At 31.1% G+C, this 22,560-nt stretch carries 22 protein-coding genes and 1 tRNA gene; 15 read left to right on the top strand and 8 right to left on the bottom strand.

The features are described 5' to 3' along the window. The first annotated feature begins 71 nt into the window (after positions 1 to 71). The 5 genes from TZ01_RS09825 (at position 72) to rfbB (ending at position 4,374) form a co-directional block, all read left to right on the top strand. Positions 72 to 341 carry a transposase gene (locus TZ01_RS09825; protein ID WP_048101036.1) on the top strand — a complete coding sequence of 90 codons (270 nt, stop codon included), beginning with the start codon at positions 72 to 74 and terminating at the stop codon, positions 339 to 341. A gap of 10 nt (positions 342 to 351) precedes the next feature. Further along, on the top strand, positions 352 to 1,200 hold the full coding sequence (locus TZ01_RS01530; RefSeq protein ID WP_156150275.1) for an IS3 family transposase: 849 nt from the start codon (positions 352 to 354) through the stop codon (positions 1,198 to 1,200). Between the two features lie 306 nt (positions 1,201 to 1,506). After that, a complete protein-coding gene (locus tag TZ01_RS01525) occupies positions 1,507 to 2,547 on the top strand; it encodes a glucose-1-phosphate thymidylyltransferase (RefSeq protein WP_048101034.1) in 1,041 nt (346 codons plus the stop codon). Beyond that, complete coding sequence (locus TZ01_RS01520; protein ID WP_048101033.1) at positions 2,548 to 3,366, top strand: SDR family oxidoreductase; 819 nt, start codon at positions 2,548 to 2,550, stop codon at positions 3,364 to 3,366. Between the two features lie 15 nt (positions 3,367 to 3,381). Next, a complete protein-coding gene (rfbB, locus tag TZ01_RS01515; RefSeq protein ID WP_048101032.1) occupies positions 3,382 to 4,374 on the top strand; it encodes a dTDP-glucose 4,6-dehydratase in 993 nt (330 codons plus the stop codon). Here rfbB and rfbC read toward each other — a convergent pair. Further along, positions 4,371 to 4,907: a dTDP-4-dehydrorhamnose 3,5-epimerase gene (gene rfbC, locus TZ01_RS01510; RefSeq protein WP_048101031.1), complete on the bottom strand. Its 537-nt coding sequence runs from the start codon at positions 4,905 to 4,907 to the stop codon at positions 4,371 to 4,373. The two genes, rfbB and rfbC, sit on opposite strands and share 4 nt — an antisense overlap. 770 nt (positions 4,908 to 5,677) lie before the next feature. On the opposite strand from rfbC, the gene TZ01_RS01505 reads away from it, so the two are divergent. After that, entirely contained in the window at positions 5,678 to 6,574 is an 897-nt protein-coding gene (locus TZ01_RS01505) for a C2H2 type zinc finger domain-containing protein (RefSeq protein ID WP_048101030.1), read from the top strand. Then, positions 6,555 to 6,848, top strand: a complete 294-nt coding sequence (locus TZ01_RS01500) for a TA0938 family protein (RefSeq protein WP_048101029.1) — start codon at positions 6,555 to 6,557, stop codon at positions 6,846 to 6,848. Before TZ01_RS01505 ends, TZ01_RS01500 begins: the two co-directional genes overlap by 20 nt. Before the next feature lie 1,788 nt (positions 6,849 to 8,636). On the opposite strand, the gene TZ01_RS01490 is transcribed toward TZ01_RS01500, so the two are convergent. Next, on the bottom strand, positions 8,637 to 9,332 hold the full coding sequence (locus tag TZ01_RS01490) for a hypothetical protein (protein WP_048101027.1): 696 nt from the start codon (positions 9,330 to 9,332) through the stop codon (positions 8,637 to 8,639). A gap of 843 nt (positions 9,333 to 10,175) precedes the next feature. Further along, complete coding sequence (locus tag TZ01_RS09515; protein ID WP_156150274.1) at positions 10,176 to 10,343, bottom strand: hypothetical protein; 168 nt, start codon at positions 10,341 to 10,343, stop codon at positions 10,176 to 10,178. A gap of 210 nt (positions 10,344 to 10,553) precedes the next feature. Here TZ01_RS09515 and TZ01_RS01485 point away from each other — a divergent pair, with 210 nt between their 5' ends. Beyond that, entirely contained in the window at positions 10,554 to 11,108 is a 555-nt protein-coding gene (locus tag TZ01_RS01485) for a hypothetical protein (RefSeq protein WP_048101026.1), read from the top strand. A gap of 207 nt (positions 11,109 to 11,315) precedes the next feature. Next, positions 11,316 to 13,292, top strand: a complete 1,977-nt coding sequence (locus TZ01_RS01480; protein WP_048101025.1) for a tetratricopeptide repeat protein — start codon at positions 11,316 to 11,318, stop codon at positions 13,290 to 13,292. Positions 13,293 to 13,461: 169 nt separating this feature from the next. Here TZ01_RS01480 and TZ01_RS01475 read toward each other — a convergent pair whose 3' ends face one another. The 3 genes from TZ01_RS01475 to TZ01_RS01460 form a co-directional block, all read right to left on the bottom strand. Beyond that, entirely contained in the window at positions 13,462 to 13,803 is a 342-nt protein-coding gene (locus TZ01_RS01475) for a hypothetical protein (protein ID WP_048101024.1), read from the bottom strand. 206 nt (positions 13,804 to 14,009) lie between these two features. Continuing rightward, on the bottom strand, positions 14,010 to 14,714 hold the full coding sequence (locus TZ01_RS01465; protein WP_048101022.1) for a hypothetical protein: 705 nt from the start codon (positions 14,712 to 14,714) through the stop codon (positions 14,010 to 14,012). A 415-nt stretch (positions 14,715 to 15,129) separates the two neighbouring features. After that, a tRNA-Pro gene (locus TZ01_RS01460) sits at positions 15,130 to 15,202 on the bottom strand. A 75-nt stretch (positions 15,203 to 15,277) separates the two neighbouring features. On the opposite strand from TZ01_RS01460, the gene cysS reads away from it, so the two are divergent. Genes cysS through TZ01_RS01445 form a run of 3 tightly spaced genes read left to right on the top strand, consistent with a single transcriptional unit; the run spans position 15,278 to position 18,368 of the window. Then, positions 15,278 to 16,648, top strand: coding sequence for a cysteine--tRNA ligase (gene cysS, locus TZ01_RS01455; RefSeq protein ID WP_048101021.1), 1,371 nt, complete (start codon positions 15,278 to 15,280; stop codon positions 16,646 to 16,648). 24 nt (positions 16,649 to 16,672) lie between these two features. Next, positions 16,673 to 17,212 carry a cysteine hydrolase family protein gene (locus TZ01_RS01450; RefSeq protein WP_048101020.1) on the top strand — a complete coding sequence of 180 codons (540 nt, stop codon included), beginning with the start codon at positions 16,673 to 16,675 and terminating at the stop codon, positions 17,210 to 17,212. Continuing rightward, complete coding sequence (locus TZ01_RS01445; RefSeq protein ID WP_048101019.1) at positions 17,205 to 18,368, top strand: nicotinate phosphoribosyltransferase; 1,164 nt, start codon at positions 17,205 to 17,207, stop codon at positions 18,366 to 18,368. Before TZ01_RS01450 ends, TZ01_RS01445 begins: the two co-directional genes overlap by 8 nt. Here the strand turns inward: TZ01_RS01445 and TZ01_RS01440 are convergent. Further along, complete coding sequence (locus TZ01_RS01440) at positions 18,363 to 19,877, bottom strand: APC family permease (RefSeq protein WP_231563395.1); 1,515 nt, start codon at positions 19,875 to 19,877, stop codon at positions 18,363 to 18,365. The two genes, TZ01_RS01445 and TZ01_RS01440, sit on opposite strands and share 6 nt — an antisense overlap. Positions 19,878 to 20,044: 167 nt before the next feature. Here TZ01_RS01440 and gck point away from each other — a divergent pair, with 167 nt between their 5' ends. The 3 genes from gck (at position 20,045) to TZ01_RS01430 (ending at position 22,282) form a co-directional block, all read left to right on the top strand. After that, the gene (gene gck, locus TZ01_RS01435) at positions 20,045 to 21,313 is read left to right on the top strand and encodes a glycerate 2-kinase (RefSeq protein WP_048101017.1); all 1,269 of its coding nucleotides are present in this window, start codon (positions 20,045 to 20,047) and stop codon (positions 21,311 to 21,313) included. Between the two features lie 30 nt (positions 21,314 to 21,343). Then, positions 21,344 to 21,502 (top strand): hypothetical protein, encoded by a 159-nt coding sequence (locus TZ01_RS09690; RefSeq protein ID WP_169749782.1) that lies wholly within the window; start codon positions 21,344 to 21,346, stop codon positions 21,500 to 21,502. A gap of 90 nt (positions 21,503 to 21,592) precedes the next feature. After that, a complete protein-coding gene (locus tag TZ01_RS01430; protein ID WP_048101016.1) occupies positions 21,593 to 22,282 on the top strand; it encodes a hypothetical protein in 690 nt (229 codons plus the stop codon). On the opposite strand, the gene TZ01_RS01425 is transcribed toward TZ01_RS01430, so the two are convergent. After that, positions 22,283 to 22,522, bottom strand: coding sequence for a hypothetical protein (locus TZ01_RS01425; RefSeq protein ID WP_048101346.1), 240 nt, complete (start codon positions 22,520 to 22,522; stop codon positions 22,283 to 22,285). Positions 22,523 to 22,560 lie beyond the last annotated feature (38 nt).

The following is a 22,560-nucleotide window of genomic DNA, read 5'->3' as shown; positions in this document are numbered from 1 at the left end:
AAAGTTATACAAAGCTAAAGAGCTCTATATAACGAATGATTTATATAAATATATAAGGAGGGTAATGTAAAATGCCTGGAAGAATATATACAAGTGAGGAGAAATTCAATATTATAATGGAATCATTCCAGAATCCAAATATTACAATAGCAGAAATATGCAGGAACCATGGAATAGCAGTATCACTATTTTATAAATGGAAAGAACAGTTTTTAGAGGGAGGCAAAAAGAGATTGGAAGGAAAGCACCCTGATAAATCTTTAATTAAAGAGAATGAAAAATTAAGGTCAATAATAGGTGAAATGACCATAGCAAATGAAATATTAAAAAAAATTATATGAGGGGGAAAAGGTGAGTTCAGTGGATGAAATGAATAATAATGGAATTGAAATAACAAAAGCATGCTATTATTCTGGAATTAACAGGATAACATACTATTACAATAAGAAGCATCAAAATAAAGAGGATAAAAGGCGTATAACAAGGATTGATAATAGTATTATAGATAAAATAATAGAACTATGCAAAGAAAGAATAACATATGGCTATAATAGAATATGGGCATTATTGAGGAATTCAGGCATAAATATAGCTAAAAAAACAGTGTATAAAATAATGAAGAATAATAATTTAACATTGCCATTGCATAACCATAAGAACAGAAAGGAATTAAAATTACTAAGGGCTGATAAGCCTGAAATGCTGATAGAAACAGACATAACATATATACCTACTAATAATGGGATGACCTATTTAATGTGCATAAAGGATGCATTTTCCAAGGAATGGTATGGCTATAATTATAATACATCATGCACTGCTAAGGATGCTATAAATGCAATAGATGATGCTATTATAAGGAAATTCAATGGTGTAATACCTGAGAATATTACATTAAGGACAGATAAAGGTTCTCAATATATTTCTAGGGAATTCAATAATTATTTGAAAACAATGAATATAAAACATGAATACATAGAAAGGGAAACACCTGAAGAAAATGGAGATATTGAATCATTCCACAATTCAATTAAAACTGATTACATATGGATCAATGAAATCAACAATTTTAATGATGGTAAAATAATCATAGCAAATGCATTCTATGATTATAATAATATAAGGCCACATTCCACATTGGATTATTACCCACCAATGCAGTTTCTGGATAAATGGAATAATGACAGCACCTTCAGGTAGTATTACAGAGGATTTATAAAGAATTTGAAGGACAGCTATAGAAGGAAAAAGAGTAATTATTATAAGAGATCTATTATAAATGTCTCATGAAATGGAAAGATTTTTGTTTAACAATCACTATCCAACATCACTTCCTTATTCTATCCTTCGCAACTATTTAATAGTAGGGGGGATATCATGAGCGAGATACCTAAGAAGACTAAAGACCTGGTATCTGATCTGAAAATTGATCTGGATATATTACGTAAAAAGGCTTGAGTTAAGGTTTAATAAAATATTTAAACAACCTGATAATAGCCTTATGTTATGAAGGCAATAATTTTGCATGGTGGCTCAGGGACCAGATTAAGGCCATTAACTTATACAGGCTCAAAACAGCTTATTAAGATAGCTGGCACGCCAATATCGCAGTATGGAATCGAAGATTTAAGCAATAATGGCATTGAAGATATAGGCATAATACTTGGAGATAATTCACCTAAAGATGTTATTAACTATTATGGTGACGGTAGATTCCTAAATGTTAATATAATATATATATACCAGGGAAAAGCCATGGGCCTGGCCGATGCAATCTATAAGGCTAAAGATTTTATCGGTAATGATAAATTTATTGTTTATTTAGGTGATAATATTGTATTTAACGGTATTAAAGGATTATTAAATTTTAATGGCAATGCATCCATATTATTATCTCATGTAAATAATCCCGAAAGATTTGGCGTGGCTAAAATAGATAATAATAAAATAATTAAATTAATAGAGAAACCCAAGGAATTTATATCAGACCTTGCCCTAGTTGGTGTTTACGCCTTTGATAATTCCATATTTTCATATATTGAAGAGCTTAAACCATCAAATAGAGGTGAATTTGAAATAACTGAGGCAATACAAAATATGATAACCGACGGCAGAACCGTACAGTATTCAATAATAGATAGCTGGTGGAAAGATAACGGAACACCTGAAGACCTATTGAATGCAAACACCAGAATCCTCGATAAATTTATTGATGATTATAATGATACAAAGGATATGCAGGGAAGAATCAAAAAATATAATGATTTAAATATAAACGATTCAAAAATACTGGGTCCGGCCTACATAGGTAAAAACGTAACCATAAAAAATTCTTATATAGGCCCTTATACATCAATTAATGATAATGTTATTATAGAGGATTCAGAAATTTATAATAGCATAGTTTTTGAAAACTCTATTATAAGAAAATCAAAAATAAACAATTCAATAATTGGCGAGGAAACTATTATTGATAAGAACTATAAAAAGCCATCAAATTCGATATTTATTTCAGGCAAGGGTTCCATTATCTCCATAGGTGATTAAATGAAGAGATTATTATTGCTGGGCAGCACAGGTCAGTTGGGTTCACAATTATTTAGTATATTAAAAAATGATTATGATTTAATTCCAGTTAATCACAGTGATCTGGATTTCAATAATTTTTATCTCATAGAGGACCTTATTTTAAAGAAAGATCCAGATATAATTATAAACTGCATGGCAATGACCGATGTTGATAAGTGCGAGGAAAATAAAAAAGAGGCATATAATATCAATGGCGAATCCATAAAACATATAATAAGAACATTAAAAATAACGGAATCATATTTTATTAATATATCTACAGACTATGTTTTTTCAGGAATTAAAGGAAATTATAATGAAACAGATATAGCAGAACCTGTAAACTATTACGGGCTTTCAAAGTTAATTGGAGATACCTATACCTTATCATATGATAATTCATTGATAGTTAGAACATCCGGTGTTTTTCTTAATAAAGGATTTCCATTATTTGTTTATAATAAATTAAAAAACAATGAAAAGGTCTATGCAATTCCCGGATTTTACTCTCCAATTTCAGCATCATACTTAGCAATGGCCATAAAAAATATAATTCCATTAAATAAAACAGGAATATTAAACATAGCCGGCGAAAGGACATCAAGATTAAATATGGCTAATAGAATAGCAGAGATATATAATTTAAATAAGAATATAGAAGAAAAATTCATAGAGATGAAGGCTAAAAGACCATATGATTCATCATTAAATATAAACAAGGCTAAAAAATTGATTGATTTTAATTTCTATGATTTAGATGAAAATCTAAAAACCATAAATAAAAATTTATTTAGTTAATGCAATACAGATAATATGGAAACTATTTTGGTTACAGGTGGGGCAGGATTTATAGGAACAAATTTTATTAGGTATTTATCTAAAAATTTCAATTATAATATAATAAACGTTGATAAATTATCATATGGTTCCAATTTAGAAAATTTAAATGATATAAATAAAAATTATGTATTTATTCAAAGAGATATTGGAGATAACATATCCGATATTGTTAATGATGTTGATTATATAGTAAATTTTGCAGCAGAATCCCATGTTGACAGAAGCATAGCCGATCCGGCTAATTTTGTCAAGGAAAATATCAATGGTTTAATAAATCTACTTGAAACTGTAAGGAAATCAGGCAATAGTCCTAAAATTATACAGATAGGCACCGATGAGGAATATGGAGATATAATAAACGGTTCATTTAATGAAAACGATGTATTAAAACCATCATCGCCTTATTCAGCGTCAAAGGCATCATCATCATTAATTGCATTATCATATCATAGAACCTATGGAATGAAAATTATGGTTACAAGGACATCAAATAATTTTGGAAAATACCAGTTTCCAGAGAAATTAATACCAAAAACAATAATAAGGAATTATTTAAACATGGAAATACCATTGTATGGAAATGGAAATAATAAAAGGGACTGGATTTACGTTGATGATAATGTGCGTGCAATACTCACGGTATTAACAAAGGGAAAATCTGGTGAAATATATAACATATCATCAAACAATGAATTATCAAATATAGAAATAGTAAATCGAATATTTAATATAATGAATAAAAAAGGTAAAATTAAATATGTTTCAGATAGACCCGGGCATGATGTAAGATATTCCATAAATTCTGAAAAATTATTAAAATTAGGCTGGAAGCCAGAGTATAATTTCGAGGAGGCTTTAAAATTAACAGTGGAATGGTATATTAAAAATAAGGATTGGTGGGCCAAATTAATTGATAAAAATAATAATATATTATCAGAGGAGCCATGGAAAATAAGCTGGAATTAAAAATCTAAATTTATATCTTTTAAATATTTTAAACTTTTATCCTTTTTGGAAACTATGATATCATCTGGTAATTTTATATTTAATTCGTTATCATTGTATCTAATGCCAGAATCAAGCTTGTTATTGAATTCATTTGTTGTTAGATACAAAACATAGGAATCCTCCATGGCTAAAAATCCATGTGCAAATCCTTCTGGAATAAAAAGCATTTTTCCATTTGTTAATTCATAATGTACATTTTTTTTATAATTTTTAGATTCTTTTCTTAAATCAATTGCATAGTCTATTATTTTTCCTGATATTACAGTTACAAGTTTTCCCTGTGGTTCTGGATTCAACTGAAAATGAAATCCCCTGAAAACATTTTTTTTAGAAAATGATAAATTAATCTGGTTAAATTTATTATTTATTCCAAGTTCATGAAATATTTTATTTCTGTATATTTCCTCAAAAAAACCCCGTTCATCATCAAATCTTTGAATTTCTAAAAATTTAACCTCCGGTATATCGGTATCCATTACTTTAAATGGCATTATTTGTTATTGCTCCTAGGTAAATAATATTTTTGTGATATCTTTTTATTTGCATTGTCTATATTTAAAAAAGGTTACGTTATTATTCTATTTATATGCTCTATAATATTTATAATTCTGAGCTATGCTATAATATTATGATATTGACGTTAGAAGGTGATTATTAAACCGGACTGAAATAATATTATTCACTTTTATATTATAATCATTATATAAATTAAAACTTTATTTTAAAACCTTATAATATATATAATTCAACCTATTTTTATAATTTGGATTAAATATAACAATTATATATTTTTATTAAATAATTCTTATCTATTAATCGTTTATGCCATTTATTTTCATGATCCCTTTATTTGCAGTATTTATTTATACTTATTCAAAGAAAATATAATTTATTAACATTTTAAAAATTATATAATTGGTGGGTTCTGAAAATGTTTCAAAAAATATTATTTATTGAATAGTTATCTTATTTAATTCCAGAAATTCATCATAAACTCAGTGGCTTTCTGGTGTATTGATTTTTAAATGGTATAAATCTCATGCAATACGAAGAAAATTATGGCATGTAATAATTATATTTAAACTGCATTTTCAGACCAAAAAAATTCAAAACTATGCTGTTTAACCACGAACAGCATAATGGATATTGATTTACATATAATTATACACATGTAATTATAAAGATTACTGTTATGATAAATGTAAAAATATTATTTAATTCCTGTAATAAATAGTTATATATTTACAGCATATATTTATTTATGGCAGTATGCCCGGTATGCAATATAAAATTCGATAATAATGATTTTTTATCACTTTCAGAACACTTTATAGATATGGCAGATTCCAGCGAACCGTTGCATGTTATGTGGTTAAACAGGAATATTACAAAAACAAGGGTCGATAAAAATAGGTTAACAATTTTATTCAAAGATTTCTATGATTTAAAGAATGCAGGAATAAAATCATGGATAATTTATAGATTTGTTAAAGAATATCGTGGCGAAAACCCACATCCATTCATATTAAAAATGCAGGAATACAATAAATATATAATGGAGGGATATGCAGTTGAACATTACTTTTTCCTTAAACAGTGGGTAAGGTCATGTTCTGCGGTAATATCAAAAACAGATTATATGGATATACAGAGGTATGAGCTTGAGAATATGACTACAGAATACTTCGGTAATAACAAAAAAGCACATATAGAACTTTTGCTTGAAATGGCAGAATCATATGGAATAAGCAGGAATAAAATAATGAAAACAGTTCCATTAAAGAACACCTATGATGCAATAAAACGCTGGAGGGGAATTGCAGAGAAAGATCAATGGATAGAAACAATGGCTGCAATGCATTCCCTTGAACTTATTGCAAACAGGGCTTTAAGTTCCTACGGTGCATTATATGATTATTTTAACTATGATGCTTTTAATAATAAAAATGTGCCAGAAAGTGTAAGGGAATTTTTAATGGAAGGTTATAAAAGTGATGATGTCCATTCATTTGGTGCGTTGAATCTTATAGAAAAATATAGCAATAAATATAATATTGAGGATATACAGGACGCTTACCTGTTATCAACATATGTTTTTTATAAATATCTTGAAGCAAGAATAGAAAGGGGCGGTATGATTGAAAACGAACAATACTGAGGGATGTGCCCTGTGCAATGCAACATGGGGTGAATATTACAGGGAGATAGAGGGAGAAAAAATGTTTTTCTGCTGCAATATATGTGCAGACATACTTGAAAATATGGTTAAAACCGTTAAAAAGGAAACGGGCTGGGATAGAATAGACTACATAGAATTAAATGGCAATTACAGCAAGGGGAGGACATGCACAGCAAAATCAGGTAATAATGAGTTTAAATATTATTACAGGACTTACAGCGATGGCAGATTAATGGAATTTAAAAAGTTATAGACAAATAATTTCACTGATAAACAATAAGTATATAAATAAGCTTATAATTGCAAACTGTAGGGCAATTCTGAAGTTGCCACCCTTGCAATTAGTATTAATTAATGAGTTGCCATCAATATATAATTTAATGTAAATATGTTTCCTCGCAATGATAGTATAAACGCCAGCAACAGCGTAAGAATTGATACTGTTTACACAAAAATAATGTCATTGGGATTAATTTAAATGCTATACCGGATTTTATATTATTCTACACTTCAGAAAGAATATTAAAAACATCAGATAAAAAACATCAACCCCAGTCCATAGAAACCTAAAAGCACATGTATATAATCAAGCACTAAAATTCTAGGGATTGAGGTAATTAGTATAAAGGTAATAATGCCTGTTCTCCTTTCATGGTAAATATTCCTACTTATATTCAAAAATTCATCTCTCACTGCAAAATGTGCCATCAGCAGTATTATTGCAATTCGAAATATTACCTGTATCAGCGATAATCTAAGGTTAAACATTGTTATCTTAACAATCTTTTCCGTATTTTTGACCCAATTATGATTTCCATATAGACTCTTAATTTATTAGTAAGAAAGATGCCCATTTTATCAATAAATAGGATAAACGCAATAACAAGTGCTGCAATAATATAATACTGATAAAAATGATATTTTCATTGTCAGTACTGTATAAATACCTGCTGTGATTGCAACTAAGAATATTACAGGTATAAAATATAGGAATTGTTGGTGTTATTCAAATTGAAATTTTTGTACTTTCAAAATTGTTTAATTCTTTCATTATATATCAAAAATAATTGAGGAATTATAAAAGAAGGTTAAAAAAATTAATCTTTTTAAAATACAGTAAAATAAGTTTATATTTACATTTAAAATAAAAATACTTTCACATGATTACAGTATATAAATGAAAAGAGAAAAAGAATATTAAAAAGATAGGTTTAAGTAGGATAAAAGGCTATTTCAATGTTAAGTTAGTAAAGTTTAAATATATCCATTTAATAAATTATTTATGGCTAAAAACTCATCTAGTAAAAACTTGACGGCTAATCAGAAAAATCCGAATTACCCGAGTACGACAGGTAATCCCTCAGGGAAAGGTCGTGGAAACACACCTAAAAAATAAACTTTTTAAAGTAGTGGATTGTTCCTCTACTTTTATATTTTTTTATATAATGAAAGGTGGTAAATTTAGTGGCTTGCCTATTTATGCTATTTTATAATAAACATACAATATCATTGTAAGCACTCATGTGAGTACAAAGGGAACTACAAATATGCAACTGCCCTACATGCCATTATAATGTAAGTTATACCATCGAAGAAGGAATAAGAAAATTGAAATAATAGATTAAAAGACCCAAAATTCTATCAATAATATAAATCCAGCAATACCAATAAGAAAACCAAAAGTAATTTTGGTTAAATGTAGCAAAGGCGGTTATGAGTGGTATTTCACCGGATTAAAGAAAATTGAGAGATGCCAAGAATGTAATGCGACAGTTGATGTAAATGAAAACATCATAAAAGAAGAATAACACGCTCAAACACCAGATTTTTTTAATGTTTTGAAAAAAGTTGAATTGTAAAAGGCTTTTGTTGTTAAAATCTTTATGTTAATATACCCCATCTATATACTTTTGTATAAAATATCAAGGTTTTAAATATCTAACAGAAAAACAAAGTTATGAAAAATCAAAAAAATAATATTAAAGTAAATATCGGCAAGATAATGTAATTAATCTACTGTAAATTTAAAATTAATGTACCCTCATCTTTTATTTTCAAATGCTTGCAATATATATTTTACCAAGGGTATAGTCTCAGGTAAAATTGTCATTTCACCATATTTGTTACTTCTGGTATTGTACACAATTCCGCTCCCTATTAAATCATTAAGATTATTATACCATACTCTGATATTTGGGTCTTGGTTTAATTCATTATTTGCATTGGCTATCAATTTTACAGTTGATATGCGATATTCTCCCTCAATTTCATAGTACTTTACAAATGCGCGGAGTAATGCATATGACTTTATTCCTGCAAAATTTGGTTTTTCCTTTTGAAGTGCCATTAGAATTAACCGTCCAATATCATTCCAGTCGTTTCCAATTTTAGCATTCCAATTCCTGTATACTGTGATATAATATCCTTTAAATGGCAGGTATAACTCATATCCGTTTTTCATATTTTCGGGTGGTGCCTCTTTCAAAATTGTTATCATGTCTTCAGTGGAATTTATTACATCTACAGCAGCACTAATTATTTCATTTATAGATTTTGAGTCCAGGTAATCGCCATTATCAATCTTTTGTATGGTATTATCGCTGATACTAAATTCTGGATATGATTTCTTCATATATTTGGCAAGTTCAGTAATACCAGTGAAAGAATACCTCCCCCAAATCCTTTCTATAAACTGTTCTTGCTCTATTTTTATATCTGGTGCATTTGGCAGTTGCATTATTAATGATATGCTAGTTTCTATATAATTCTTGTTGCAAAAATATAACATCAATTTATTTCAAAAGCCACTGTTATTATTTCACAGTGAATTTAAAATCAACCTTTTCAATATTCTATGAGTTAACTAAAATGAGAAATAGTCAATTAGAACAATAATCTTTAGATCGTGCAAAAAAGATTGTTTTGGATTATTTTTATTATAATAAAAATAAAAAAATAATAAATTTTTCACTGCTAATCTTCAAATACTTTCCAAAGATATTATAAGTTATATAACTATTAGCTAGCCTTAGACCTGTCATTCTACAGTCTCTAATAAAAGTAGAATGGTTCTTTCTCTTACCATTTTTGCCTTTATTAAATAGAGATAAGTCTTTCCGATTCTCCTGTTATTTCTATTTTTTTATTTTATATATCATTGTCAAATCCTTGATTATCGGATGCCATTTAAAAGCGATTATAAGCGATTTAAGGCATACCAAAATAATCATGGTAATTATTAACATGCTTATTGAATAATGCCTTATTTGGTAAAATAACATAAATCTATGCTTATTTATCTTTGATTACTAGAATAAAATAGAGAAGTTGGATTAAAAAAAGGTCTTTTTTATACTTTTAACTATAATAAAATAAAAATAACTTAGTTGTAAATTGGCCCGACTTGATTACATTATGGGCATAATCAAATCCTTTATTTTTCCCCTTTTTTTACATTCATTTGGTTAAAGTTACATAGCAATTTGATGAGGTACCATCAACACATAATATTAACAGCACTTTTAATATGGCATAATATTGCCAATATGTTACTGTATGAATACTGTAAGTTATTTCCACATTAAATGTTTTCTACTATTTTCCCGATAATATCAGTCAGTTCTAGCTCAAATTCCCTTGTAACATCCATCGGCTCGGCTAATTGCATGAGATGCCTCATGGAGCAATGTTCCTGAAAATTTTGCCAGAGTAGATAGAGCCTCTCGCTTAATGATAATTCTGGCTTCAAGCGGTTCCCACAATCCTAGAACCTCCTCAAACGAACCTAATTTTCTTCTCATCGTTTCTGAAATTTTTATTTCCTTGATTATCCTTGGCTTACCCCCAACTAAGTTTAATATTCTCTCGGTTTTATCAATTACTTTTCGTTCTGAATAGTTCAGATCATAAATAATTAGAAATATGGAAATATCTATATAATATTAATATCTTAATATTTGTGGCAGATAAAGAGAATGGATTAGCAGAGGGGCTTTCTTTGATAATGCTTATCAGTTTAGCTGTACTTTTCCCATTAGTACTGCTTTATGGCTTCCTCCGTTCAGCTGCAAGGCACTTGGTTTTATCCCTTATTTATCTTGCTTTTGTTGCGTGGCTAGTATTTGTGGTTTTTCCAACAAAAACCAGCCCCAATAATATATTTGGCGGCATATCCAGTATTGTAGTGGTTATTTTAATTTTTGAATATATTATAGCATTATTATATGATGTTTTATGGGGCTGGAAGCATCCACATGAAATTAAAACAAATACGATTTCTGGTGCTATTTACTCAACCTATTTTATGTACTTAATTACGTTTATAATATTTATACCAATGGCATATGGTGTTGGCCTTACTGGCAACATTTCTACAGCATTCTCTATTTTTTGGTACATATGTTTACTGGCATCAATGTTTTTTGGTTTTGCATCTGTTTTGGCTACTATAGAAACTAGGTTTGAAGGGGCAATAGATACTGGCATTGATAAAATTGAGAAGACCTTCAAATAAATCCTACTTGTAGGTTATCTAAGGATAAATAGAAAACAATTATATTGTAAATTCTGTATTAGAATTCCTACAGCGTTAATAAATATCTATGGAATTTGTTATAATCAAATTAGGAAATTATATTATCAAAAAGTCCATTATAGTTTTATTATGGCAATATATAAATTTATAGTATAATTATTATATACTAATTTAAAATATAATTGCATGGAAGACGCTAAAGATCATCATCGAAATGGTCGCAGATTTGAGTCTAATCAAGATTTTGATAGTGCTTTAAATGAATATGATAAGGCAATAAGTCTTGATCCAAATAATTCATGGTATTATATTAAGAAAGGTGAAGTATTGCATGAACTCAAAAGGTATAATGAAGCACTTGAAGAGTATAATATAGCAATACGGCTAGATCCAAATGATGCTTGGTATCGCTATAGAAAAGCCACAATATTATATGGACTTGAACGGTATGAATTAGCCTTAGAAGAAATTAATACTGCAATAAAGCTTGAGCTGAATCACGCAGAGTATCATAATAATAAAGCTAATACATTGTTTAAATTAAAACGTTATGACGAAAGTTTGGTCGAATATGATATTGCCATAAACCAGGATCCAAATAATGCAGAATTATACTACAACAAAGGCGTTAAATTGTATCTGCTTAAGCGGCATAAAGAGTCATTAAATGAAGTAAATAATGCTATAAGAATTAATTATAATGATCCATGGTTCCACTGTATTAAAGGCGAAAATTTAGAATTCCTGGATAATGATGAGGAGGCATTACAGGAATATAAAACAGCGATTAAACTTAATCCGAATGAATCTTATTTCCACTTTAAAAACGCCAAATTATTGGAAAAATTACATAAATATAAGGTAGCATTGCATGAATATAACAAAGCAATTAAATTGAAATCAGAAGATCCAGAGTATCATATTAGTAAGGCCCATATGATTCATTATAATATTTTAATATTTGAAGTCGATAATATTATTTCAAATCCTGAGGAAAAAGCGTTAAAAGAATATAATATAGCAATAGACTTAAACCCCAACAATCCATCATACCATTCAGAAAAAGCTAGTCTATTAGAACAAATGGGGCGTTATGAAGACGCTATTACAGAATATGATAAAGCAATAGAAATTGCACCAAATGATTATGCTTTGCATAGATACAAGGCAGGTATATTAGAAGATATTGGTCTTTTTCAAGATGCCTTAACTGAGTATGATAAGGCAATAAGTATTTATCCCGATGATACTGAATCTCGCCATTATAAGGCCGTTTTATTAGAAGGTTTAGGTCGTTATGAAGACGCTCTAAAAGAGTATGATATCAACATAAACATTTTACCTTGGTATACATTTTACCATGAAAGGAAGATAGAAGTATTAGAAGAAATGAAACGCTTTGACGATATTCTTAGTGAATACATAAAACTAATAAAATTATCTCCAGACAATGTGGAATATCATGTTCAAAAAGTTTATACATTAATAAGTCTACATCGTGACAGCGAGGCATTAGAAGAAACTAATTCTCTTATTAAAAAAAATCCTCAGAATTCAGAGTATTATGATTTAAAGAGTGATGTTTTGTATATTTTTAAAAAGTATGAAGAAGCACTTGAAGCAATTGATATAGCATTGAAAATATCTCCAAATAATAAAGAATATCATTTACATCGGGAATTTATTTTAGAGCATATTGAACGTTATGATGAGGCATTGAAGGAATATGACAACGTTATTAAGATAGAGCCCAATAGGGGGTTCAGTTATTATAAAAAAGCCATGCTTTTATTGGATTTAAACCGCTATCAGGAAGCATTGCAGGAATTAAATCTTGCTATAACTCTAGACCCAGATGATGCTGAATTTCATTATAAGAAAGCATATATACTGTATAGGCTTGGAAATTATGAAGCAGCAACTACAGAATTGCCAGAAATATTAAAAGGCCGTTTTAGCCTTTTCTATTTAGTCAAATTCGCAGAATTAAGTGCCCTCCTCGGCAAGTCAGAGTATGGCATAGCAAAGGTAAACGACATTCTTAGCAAGGAAAAACCAGACACAAAAGAACTTTGTGAACATTTAAATTATGAGATAAATAGAGTAGATACAGAAGAAGAAAAAATAATTCTAAAGGAAATTATTGAAAAATACTGCAAATAATAATATCTGCTTTAATTAACTGATACCAATTCATAAACAATCATATCTTTTAAACATATTAATGGAGTTTTAAACTCCACAAACTAATGTATTATTCTATTTACAATAATTAGATATCCATATTATCTGCATTTTGATTAGATCTAATTCATATTAATATGTATAAATCTTAGAAATCTATTGTGAAAATTGGTTTCCCAAATGGCCCTTTTTTGTATATTATCATCTGTACCGTTACTGGCTTTTTCTGCCTATCTATTTCCATTTTAAGCCTTTTTGCACTTGCAACAGAACTTTTCGAGCCAGAATTAATAGCACCGTATTTGCGTGTCAAGAGCGAAGCGACCTCATAATCTTTTGGATTTTGGTTTTTATATCTGCCAGCTATAAACTTTACATCTTCGACCTCAAATTTACCAAATGCCATCGCATCACAAAAATTGTAATCATAATCCCCATGGATGCAGGAACCTGATGGATGAATAAGACAATAATTAATATTTTTATCCATTTTTCATCAATCTATGATATAATTTAAATTTTTCCATTTGACATTGTGTTGGATATTGTATAATGGTAATTATAATAACAGGCAGAATAGCATAGTAACATTTAAGTAGGATAATGCCCAAGTCCCATTTTTCATGAAACTCGACATAGAATGGATAATACTTTTCTATTTTCTTGAAGTTAAATACTGGGATTATTTTTCTTAGTTTAAAAATTATAACCATGATTTTTAAAATATTTTCCAAAGCAATTGACGCATAGCTTCTTCAAAGGCAGGCTTTTATCATTAGAAAGGATTCCATATGCTTTGTTTACATACCACATAGATAAATTGAATTTTGTAGAGTAATATTTAGATTTATCTATTATATATTTATAATTTGATAAGGCTCCATCATAATCTTCCTGCAATCCAAAGTAATCAAGGACTGGTTCATCAAGAATCATAAAATTATCCTCATCAGAGGCAAATAGTATGCCTGTCATTGGAAATGCCGTAAGACCATCTATTTTGTTAGCACCTGAAGGCATTGTTGTATTTTTAATGATATTTATAACCTCATTAATATTAGCTTTGGATAAAAGCATCTGACTAACAATATTATAGAGCTGCTGTTTAAACGGCTCAATTGCAGGTTTGTGCCTTGCCATACCGGACCAACTGCCATTTTCACACTCATTTAAAAATCTCTCAAAAAATCCCCAGAAAGTATTTTCATCAATCTCCTTACTTGCAATGCGTTTCATGGTGGGCTTCCATGCTAAAAATAATTTATGGGTGCATTCAAGGAATTGCTGTGCGTATCTTTGTTCTGTAGTAAGAGATTTATTTGTTATAATATTAGACATCTGACTTAGTATATTTTCAAGCTCCTTTTCCCTGTCTGGGCTTATAGATGGGGCATTATGCATCTTTATTTATTTTTTTGTTATATATTAACTTATCTGCTCATATATTTATATGATATCCTGTTATTGGTTCTTATATATTTATTTTTTAAATAAATGAGGTTGCATAACTCATTTTGCCAGAAATTCAAGGTCAATTCAAATCTCTAATATAGCTAGTTAGATACAGTGGATTGATTTTTATATCAATAAAAAATTACCGTTTGCCTAAATCTAAGGATCGTAAACCATGGAAGGATCATACAGGAGATGATGTTAAAGTGTATTTCTATAATGAAATATAATAAATCAATGGAGGAATTATAAAACCATCAATATTGTTATGGTCTTACAACATCCTGTTATATTTTCACTAAAAAATCATAGATATATAATAGCCTACTTTAATATATTTTAGGCAATCTCTTATAAACATCTATGGGTCTGTCCGGATTTGAACCGGAGTTTCCAACTCCCGAAGCTGGAAGGATACCAGGCTACCCCACAAACCCTAATAGTTTATTGTAAAAGAATATAAAACATTTATTTATGTAAACATTTATCTTTTGATTAAAATTACTGTTTTAATGATAATTCACAATACACTTGGCCAGAGGGATGAGGTCTTTAAGGAGATTAATAAAAACAGGATTAATATCTTTGTCTGCGGCCCGACCGTTCAGGATGATTTCCATATAGGGCATGCCAGGACAAACATCTTCTTTGATGTAATTGTCAAATTTTTACGTGCCAGGGGATATTCCGTATTTTACCTTCAGAACATTACTGATATCGATGATAAGATTATAAGGAGGGCAAAAGATGAAAATAAAAGCCCGGAAGAAATAGCCGAGTACTATTACAATGAATATTTAAGGCTGATGAATATATTAAGGGTAAACAGCGTTACATACTATGCTAGGGCAACATTATACATAAAGGAGATAATAAGCCAGATACGCAGAATGATAAATAAGGGATATGCATATGAAACATCAGACGGTGTTTATTTTAATGTGCGCAAATTTAAGGATTATGGAAAATTATCAAATCAAAATCTAAATGAGATCATTGAGAATGCACGCGGGGTAATCAACGAGGATAAAAAACATCCCGAGGACTTTGCACTGTGGAAGAAGATGAAGCCCGGGGAACCATACTGGGAATCCCCTTGGGGTAAGGGCAGGCCGGGATGGCACATAGAGGATACAGCAATAACCGAAACATTTTTCGGTTATGAGTATGATATCCATGGCGGCGGGTCAGATTTAATATTCCCACACCATGAGGCCGAGATTGCCCAGATGAGGTCAATAAGCAACAGGAAGTACCTTGCAAGGTACTGGATACACACGGGCATGGTCAATGTAAACAAGGAAAAAATGTCAAAGTCATTGAAGAATTACATAAAAATTAAGGACATACTTAAGGATTATTCACCAGAGGTTTTAAGGTTTGCACTGATTAATTCGAATTACAACACATCAATTGAGTACTCACTTGAATTAATGAACCAGTCAAGGGAGAGCGTTGATAAAATCAATACAATATACAATAAATTAAAATTAATAAATTCAGATAACGGTTCATTTGACATAAACTACGATGCATACATTAATTCATTCAATAACATAATGGAGAATAATTTTGACACGAGAAGGCTTATAGCGGAGCTTCTTGAATTTGTGGGCGTTTTAAATAAAAATTATGAAAATATATCATATAATACGGCGCAGAAGGCACTAAAAATCCTGGATTATTTAAACAGTTTCCTTGACATATTATATGGTTCTAAAAAAATAAACACAGATATTATAGATTCATTGATATTGATCAGAAATGAATTGAGAAAAAATAAATTCTATGATTTATCTGATTTAATAAGAAAGAGCCTTCAGGACGCTGGAATATATATTGAGGACAACGGCGATAAGACAATATGGTATGCAAAAGATTAATAATGAAATAATGTATTTTTCATCATGGAACAGAATAATGTAATATTAATAGTCGATATGATCAATGATTTCGTCACCGGAAAATTCGGCAATAAAAACGCATTGAATGCTGCGAACCGTGCTGCTGATGTATTAAAATATAATAAAATGCCAGTTGTTTTCGCCCGCGACTTCCATATTAAGAATGACCCGGAATTCCGTGTCTGGGGAGAGCATGCATTAATGAACACACCAGCGTCTGAAATATATGAAAAATTAAAAAAATACCCTGATTTTATTATCAATAAAAGGCATTACGATGCATTCCATGACACGGACCTTGATTCATTATTAAGATTTTTAAATGCAAAAAAGCTTTATTTATTTGGTATCAGCACTGATATATGCGTTATGCACACCGCCTCAGGCGCATTCTACAGAAATTATGATGTAACAGTTGTATCAGATCTCTGTGCATCAATAGATGAAAATAACCATGAGGATGCCCTTAAAAAAATTAAAATAAACTATGGGTATAACTCAATAGATTCAGAGGAATTTAAAGGGGTTATTAAAAATGAGTAAATTCGTTATGGCCGGTGAGGATGAAATACTGAATGGCGATGTCACCGATGTGTACTTTGATTACACAAAGGAATATTTAAAAAAACTGGATAAAAACCCTGTGGTCACCATGGAGGTTACAGCCCCATCGGCAGGGTATGATTATATAAACTTCACGGGCCTCAATGATGTTATATCACTGCTGGAAAATAAGAACATAGATTTATATGCAATACCGGAGGGAACCGTGATAAGGAACAGGGACGATGCTGGTGTTCCCGTTCCATTTATAAGGATAACCGGGCATTACCTTGATTTTGCAGAATACGAAACCCCCATACTTGGGTTTATATGCCAGGCATCGGGCATATCATCATACTCATCATTAATTAAAAAGATGCTTGGTGATACGCCATTTATATCATTCGGAATACGCAGGATGCATCCGGCAATAGCGCCAATGATTGACAGATCTGCATACATCGGCGGCGCCTCCGGCGTATCTGGAGTTATAAGCGGAAAAATATTGGGGATCACACCATCCGGAACAATGCCACACGCACTGTCATTAATACTTGGCGATGACCTTGCGTGGAAAACCCAGCATGATAACTCCCGTTTCAGGGTTTTTTTAATAGACACATTCATGGATGAAAAATTCGCCGCCATAAAGGCTGCGGATGAATTTCCCGATATAGATTATATAAGGCTGGACACGCCATCGTCAAGGCGCGGCAATTTTATAAATATCATAAGGGAAATAAGGTGGGAGCTCGATTTAAGGAACCATAAAAATGTAAAAATCATGGTTTCAGGAGGAATATCACTTGATGATGTTATTCCATTAAAAAATGCCGGTGTATCAGCATTCGGCATAGGAACATCAATTGCATCGGCCAAAACCGTTGATTTTGGCATGGACATAGTTAACATCGAAGGAAATAATATAACAAAGCGCGGGAAATTCTCCGGCATAAAAAACGTTTTAAGGTGCGATGCCTGCGGAAGCACAAGGGTTGTAGACAATCAAATCAATGAGATGCCGTGCTCATGCGGGGGTACCATGAGGAATATACTCGTAAGGTACATATCATCGGGAAAAATTAATATAATGGAGGATATAAATAAAATAAGGGAAAGGTCTTTAAACCAGATAAATAAATTTATGAATTTATAATGAAAAATCTCCAAGGTTGTCAAGATTTTTCCTGTATTTTGTGTACATTATTATTACAATTGCAAATATGGCAATAACCCATAATAATGAACCGTAAACACCGTATATGTATGGCGCGCTTAAATCAAAGTAAACCGCGGCGACTATTGCAGCTATTAATGTTATGCTTGATATTCCGGGTATTATTATGTGCCTTACAATGTGTGTTTTCTGATTATTCTTCTTCAGGAAGAAATATAATGATGTGTTTGTTAAAATATGAACTATGTATGTAATTGGAGATTCAAGTATTAACAGGAATACCGATGCATATAGAAGCGCGTCTATTGGCCTTCCAGGATAAATGTATTCAAAGGCAAGGCCCGTGGATAAAACAATTGCAAGCGCCAGCACAGTAATGAATATCACGGCATATACCGGAACGCCCCTGGTGTTTGTCCTTGACAGCCTTTCAGGTATGACGTGCTCCCTTGATAAGGAGAATAAAACCCTTGTTGCATTTGTTCCGAGCGATACTGTTGCTGTGAAAAATGAATTTATTACAATTATTAATAATATAATAAACGGTATTGAGCTGAATGCGCCAAAATCATTTTTATAAATTGATAGAACAGGGTATGCCCCTATGCCCGATCCTGTTCCAAAATTAACCATGTTTGAGAATCCCCATGATATTACCTCTGAGTACGATGCAAGTATGATTGTTACACCCAGAACAAGTATGCTTAATATAATTGATAACGGCACATTCCTCTTAGGGTTTTTGGTCTCCTCTGCAATTGGTATTGAACCGCCAACGCCCACAAAGGTTCCGATGGCATAAACCATCATCGCCGCAAGTATGATAAAATTGCCGCCCACGGGTATTGCCGTGAATGGTGTGAATGTTACCGAGGATGCATGTGATAGTATTAAATATATTGATGTTCCGATGAAGAATAAAACCTCTATAAATATTGCATATGAAACATACCTTAATGATGGCTTAATCCCCTTGTATATTAAAACGCTGACAAACAAAATAAAAATAACACTTACCGGAATCCACAAAACATTGATGTATGGTATTGTTATGCCAAGGCTGGGCAGAATTGCGTAGGCAAAGCCCACAAAGCCAAGGATTCCAAATCCTGTAAAGCTCAGTATCTGGTAGCTTATATATGACAGTGCCGTTGTCAATCCAAATGACCTCCCAAGGCCATTTGCAACAAATGTGTAGTAACCGCCCGAGCTTGATAGATATTTTGAAAATTCATATGATGAATAGCTCATCATTGAGTAAACAATCAGTGCCATGAATAAAATCAATGGAATTGAGAATGAACCATCCGGGTATCCAGAAAATGTAAAGGTCAGCAATGCGGCGGTTCCCGCAACATAAAGGACAATTGTGCCACCGGGCGCGTTCAGGCCAATTGCCTGGGAAACAGCATGCCTCAGGGTCAGCTGATTAAATTTTAAATGCCTATAACCTTCCTTAACGTGAGAAATATTTTTTTCTTCTGTCACGTAATACTTAATATATGATTCGTATTTGAATTTTATCATTTATCAGTGAATATAAATCCTGAATTATTTGCATTATTTTATTTGTATTATAATTTTACATTATTAAGAAAAATGGCATAAAATAAAACCCATGGAAAGTTTAAAACACATTATATTATTACAAATTTATGGCAGTAAATAATATTAACGATATATCATTCAATGATAGAAGGAAATTTGCTGTAAAACTTATTGATGATATGCTTCAGACATTAACACCAGAGAATGCAATAAATAATGTTTTTAATGTTAACATAAACATGTATAAAAATGTATATTTAATAGGATTCGGCAAGGCATCGTTCAGGATGTATTCCGGGATAAGGCCAAAAATTATTAACAAACTAAGATACGCCGGAATAATAGTACCCGAGGATGAGGTCATTGGCCATAATTTCACCGAGCTCAGAATTTACAGGGGCACACACCCATATGTTAGCAATACCTCTGTAAATTCATCAATTGAACTCTTAAGGCCATTAAAAAATTTAAATGAGGATGACCTGGTCATAGTTTTAATCTCTGGCGGCGGTTCATCGTTATTTGAAATACCCGAGGATAATGTCAGCGTTGATGATATAATGGAGATATCAAAAGAGATCATGAACTCCGGTGGTAATATATATGACCTGAACATAATCAGGCTCGGACTTTCATCTGTAAAGGGCGGCAAGCTTGCCTCATATCTGTATCCGGCACATGTTAAATCCTATATTATATCTGATGTTTTTTACGATGACCTGGGCATTATTGCATCAGGCCCGCTTGTCAGGGAGGATTATTCAGATGATGTGCAAAAAATTTCTGAAAAATACGTTAAAAATCCAGGGCTGAGGGATTTTATTAATAAAAATTACAGGAAGAATAGCCTTGATATGAAATATTATGAAGGGATTGAGAACATTATTATATTAAAAAATAAGGATTTTGTTGATTATTTATATAAAAATCTGGACTCAAATTCTGTCTCACTGGGAAGCAACATAAACGGCGATGTCAATGACGTTTCTAATTATTTAATAAATATATTAAGAAACATTTATTCAGTAAAAAGATCAGGCTTCTGGTTTGTATGCGGTGGAGAGACCACGGTGAATGTAAAGGGTAACGGCATCGGGGGAAGAAACGAGGAATTATGCATGAAAATGCTTAAGTTATACAATAACGATGAGCAGTTCCTGTTTTTGAGCATTGGCACGGATGGCATTGATGGCCTGAGCCCTGCTGCGGGTGGAATTGTAGATAATTTTACAAAAATAGAAAACATTGATGATTACCTTAAAAACAATGACAGCTACAACGCACTTAAACCAGGGAATATTATTATGACCGGCAGGACCGGAAATAATGTTTCTGATATTATTCTTGGTTATTATAATAAATTTAACAATTTTTAAATATTACTTATAATTTTAGATTTGATTGTTATGGAGGAACTTTTGTGCAACATCGAATTTGAAAAGAATGAGGATGGATACACCGCCAGGCTCAGGACCGATATGGGTGGTTTAAGGGAATATAACGGATTAACCATGGAGGACGTCATAAATCAGGTAATAATGGAGCTCCAGGAGGAATTTTCTTAAATATTGATTTAATTTTTTGAATTAAATTTATCATTTATGGTGGGCATCAAAAAAATATTTTAGGAATCCCATGATAACCACCTGATATACTTGAATTCAAATCAATGGAATATTGTATATAATATATTCGACCATGATGTTAAATACTATGTCAATAAAATAAAATCAATAAAAAATATTAATAAAAAACCCGAAATGGCAAGAATCCATTTCAGGCATAATTATAATGGTGTAAAAAAAATACCGGTAATACACGATGATCACAACAGCGTTGATTATATATCCAGCGCGCTTGTAACATCACGTGGATTAAACGGAATAAGCATGCATAGAATAGAGATCAGGCATAATATGGCATACATATTCATTGCCGACAAAAAATTATCAAATTTTTTATACTCATCAGGGAATAATTATATAGATGTAAATATATTCAATACATTTTCAATAAAATACATACTTGCGGCGGCACTTCACATTGAGGACAAATTAAATTTTGTTTTAAATTATGATGATGACAATCGTTTTATTGATTTCCTTGTTCCAAAGAATATAAATTTTTTAATAAAAGCAAGGATATATAAGGAAACAAAAATTTTTATGGAGGATATATCATTTGGCGATGAGCCGGTGGCAACCCAGATGAAATATAATAAAATAAAGATTTTTAATATAAAATATAACTCAAGGAGGTGCCTTGGCATTGTGCAGGGCGGTGATATCCATAAATTTTTGTTTGATATATCAGGGCTTTATAATAATTACCGGTATAAATTATGATTATTTTTTAAGGTAAATGTATATTATATCACCATTATCCTTATATTTATACATTTTAAGCCCTGCATTTTCTGCCAGGGTTTTTATTGCCGCCTCGCCCATGGGGAATTTTTCTCTCAATGCCTTTATCTGTATCTCCTCGCCGTCATCAAGGTCAAAATAAAGACCCTTAAAATAGGCTTTTAAATAATTTTCGGGATCACCGCCGCATACAACGCCGGTCTGATCATCGGTTCTCATATATGTATATTTCATCATGGCACTTATTGTTTTTCAAA

The sequence above is a fragment of the Acidiplasma sp. MBA-1 genome, assembly GCF_000949015.1.
Lineage (GTDB): Archaea > Thermoplasmatota > Thermoplasmata > Thermoplasmatales > Thermoplasmataceae > Acidiplasma > Acidiplasma aeolicum.
The sequence above is the reverse complement of the archived record's forward strand: the minus strand, read 5'-3'. Positions and strand labels throughout refer to the sequence as shown.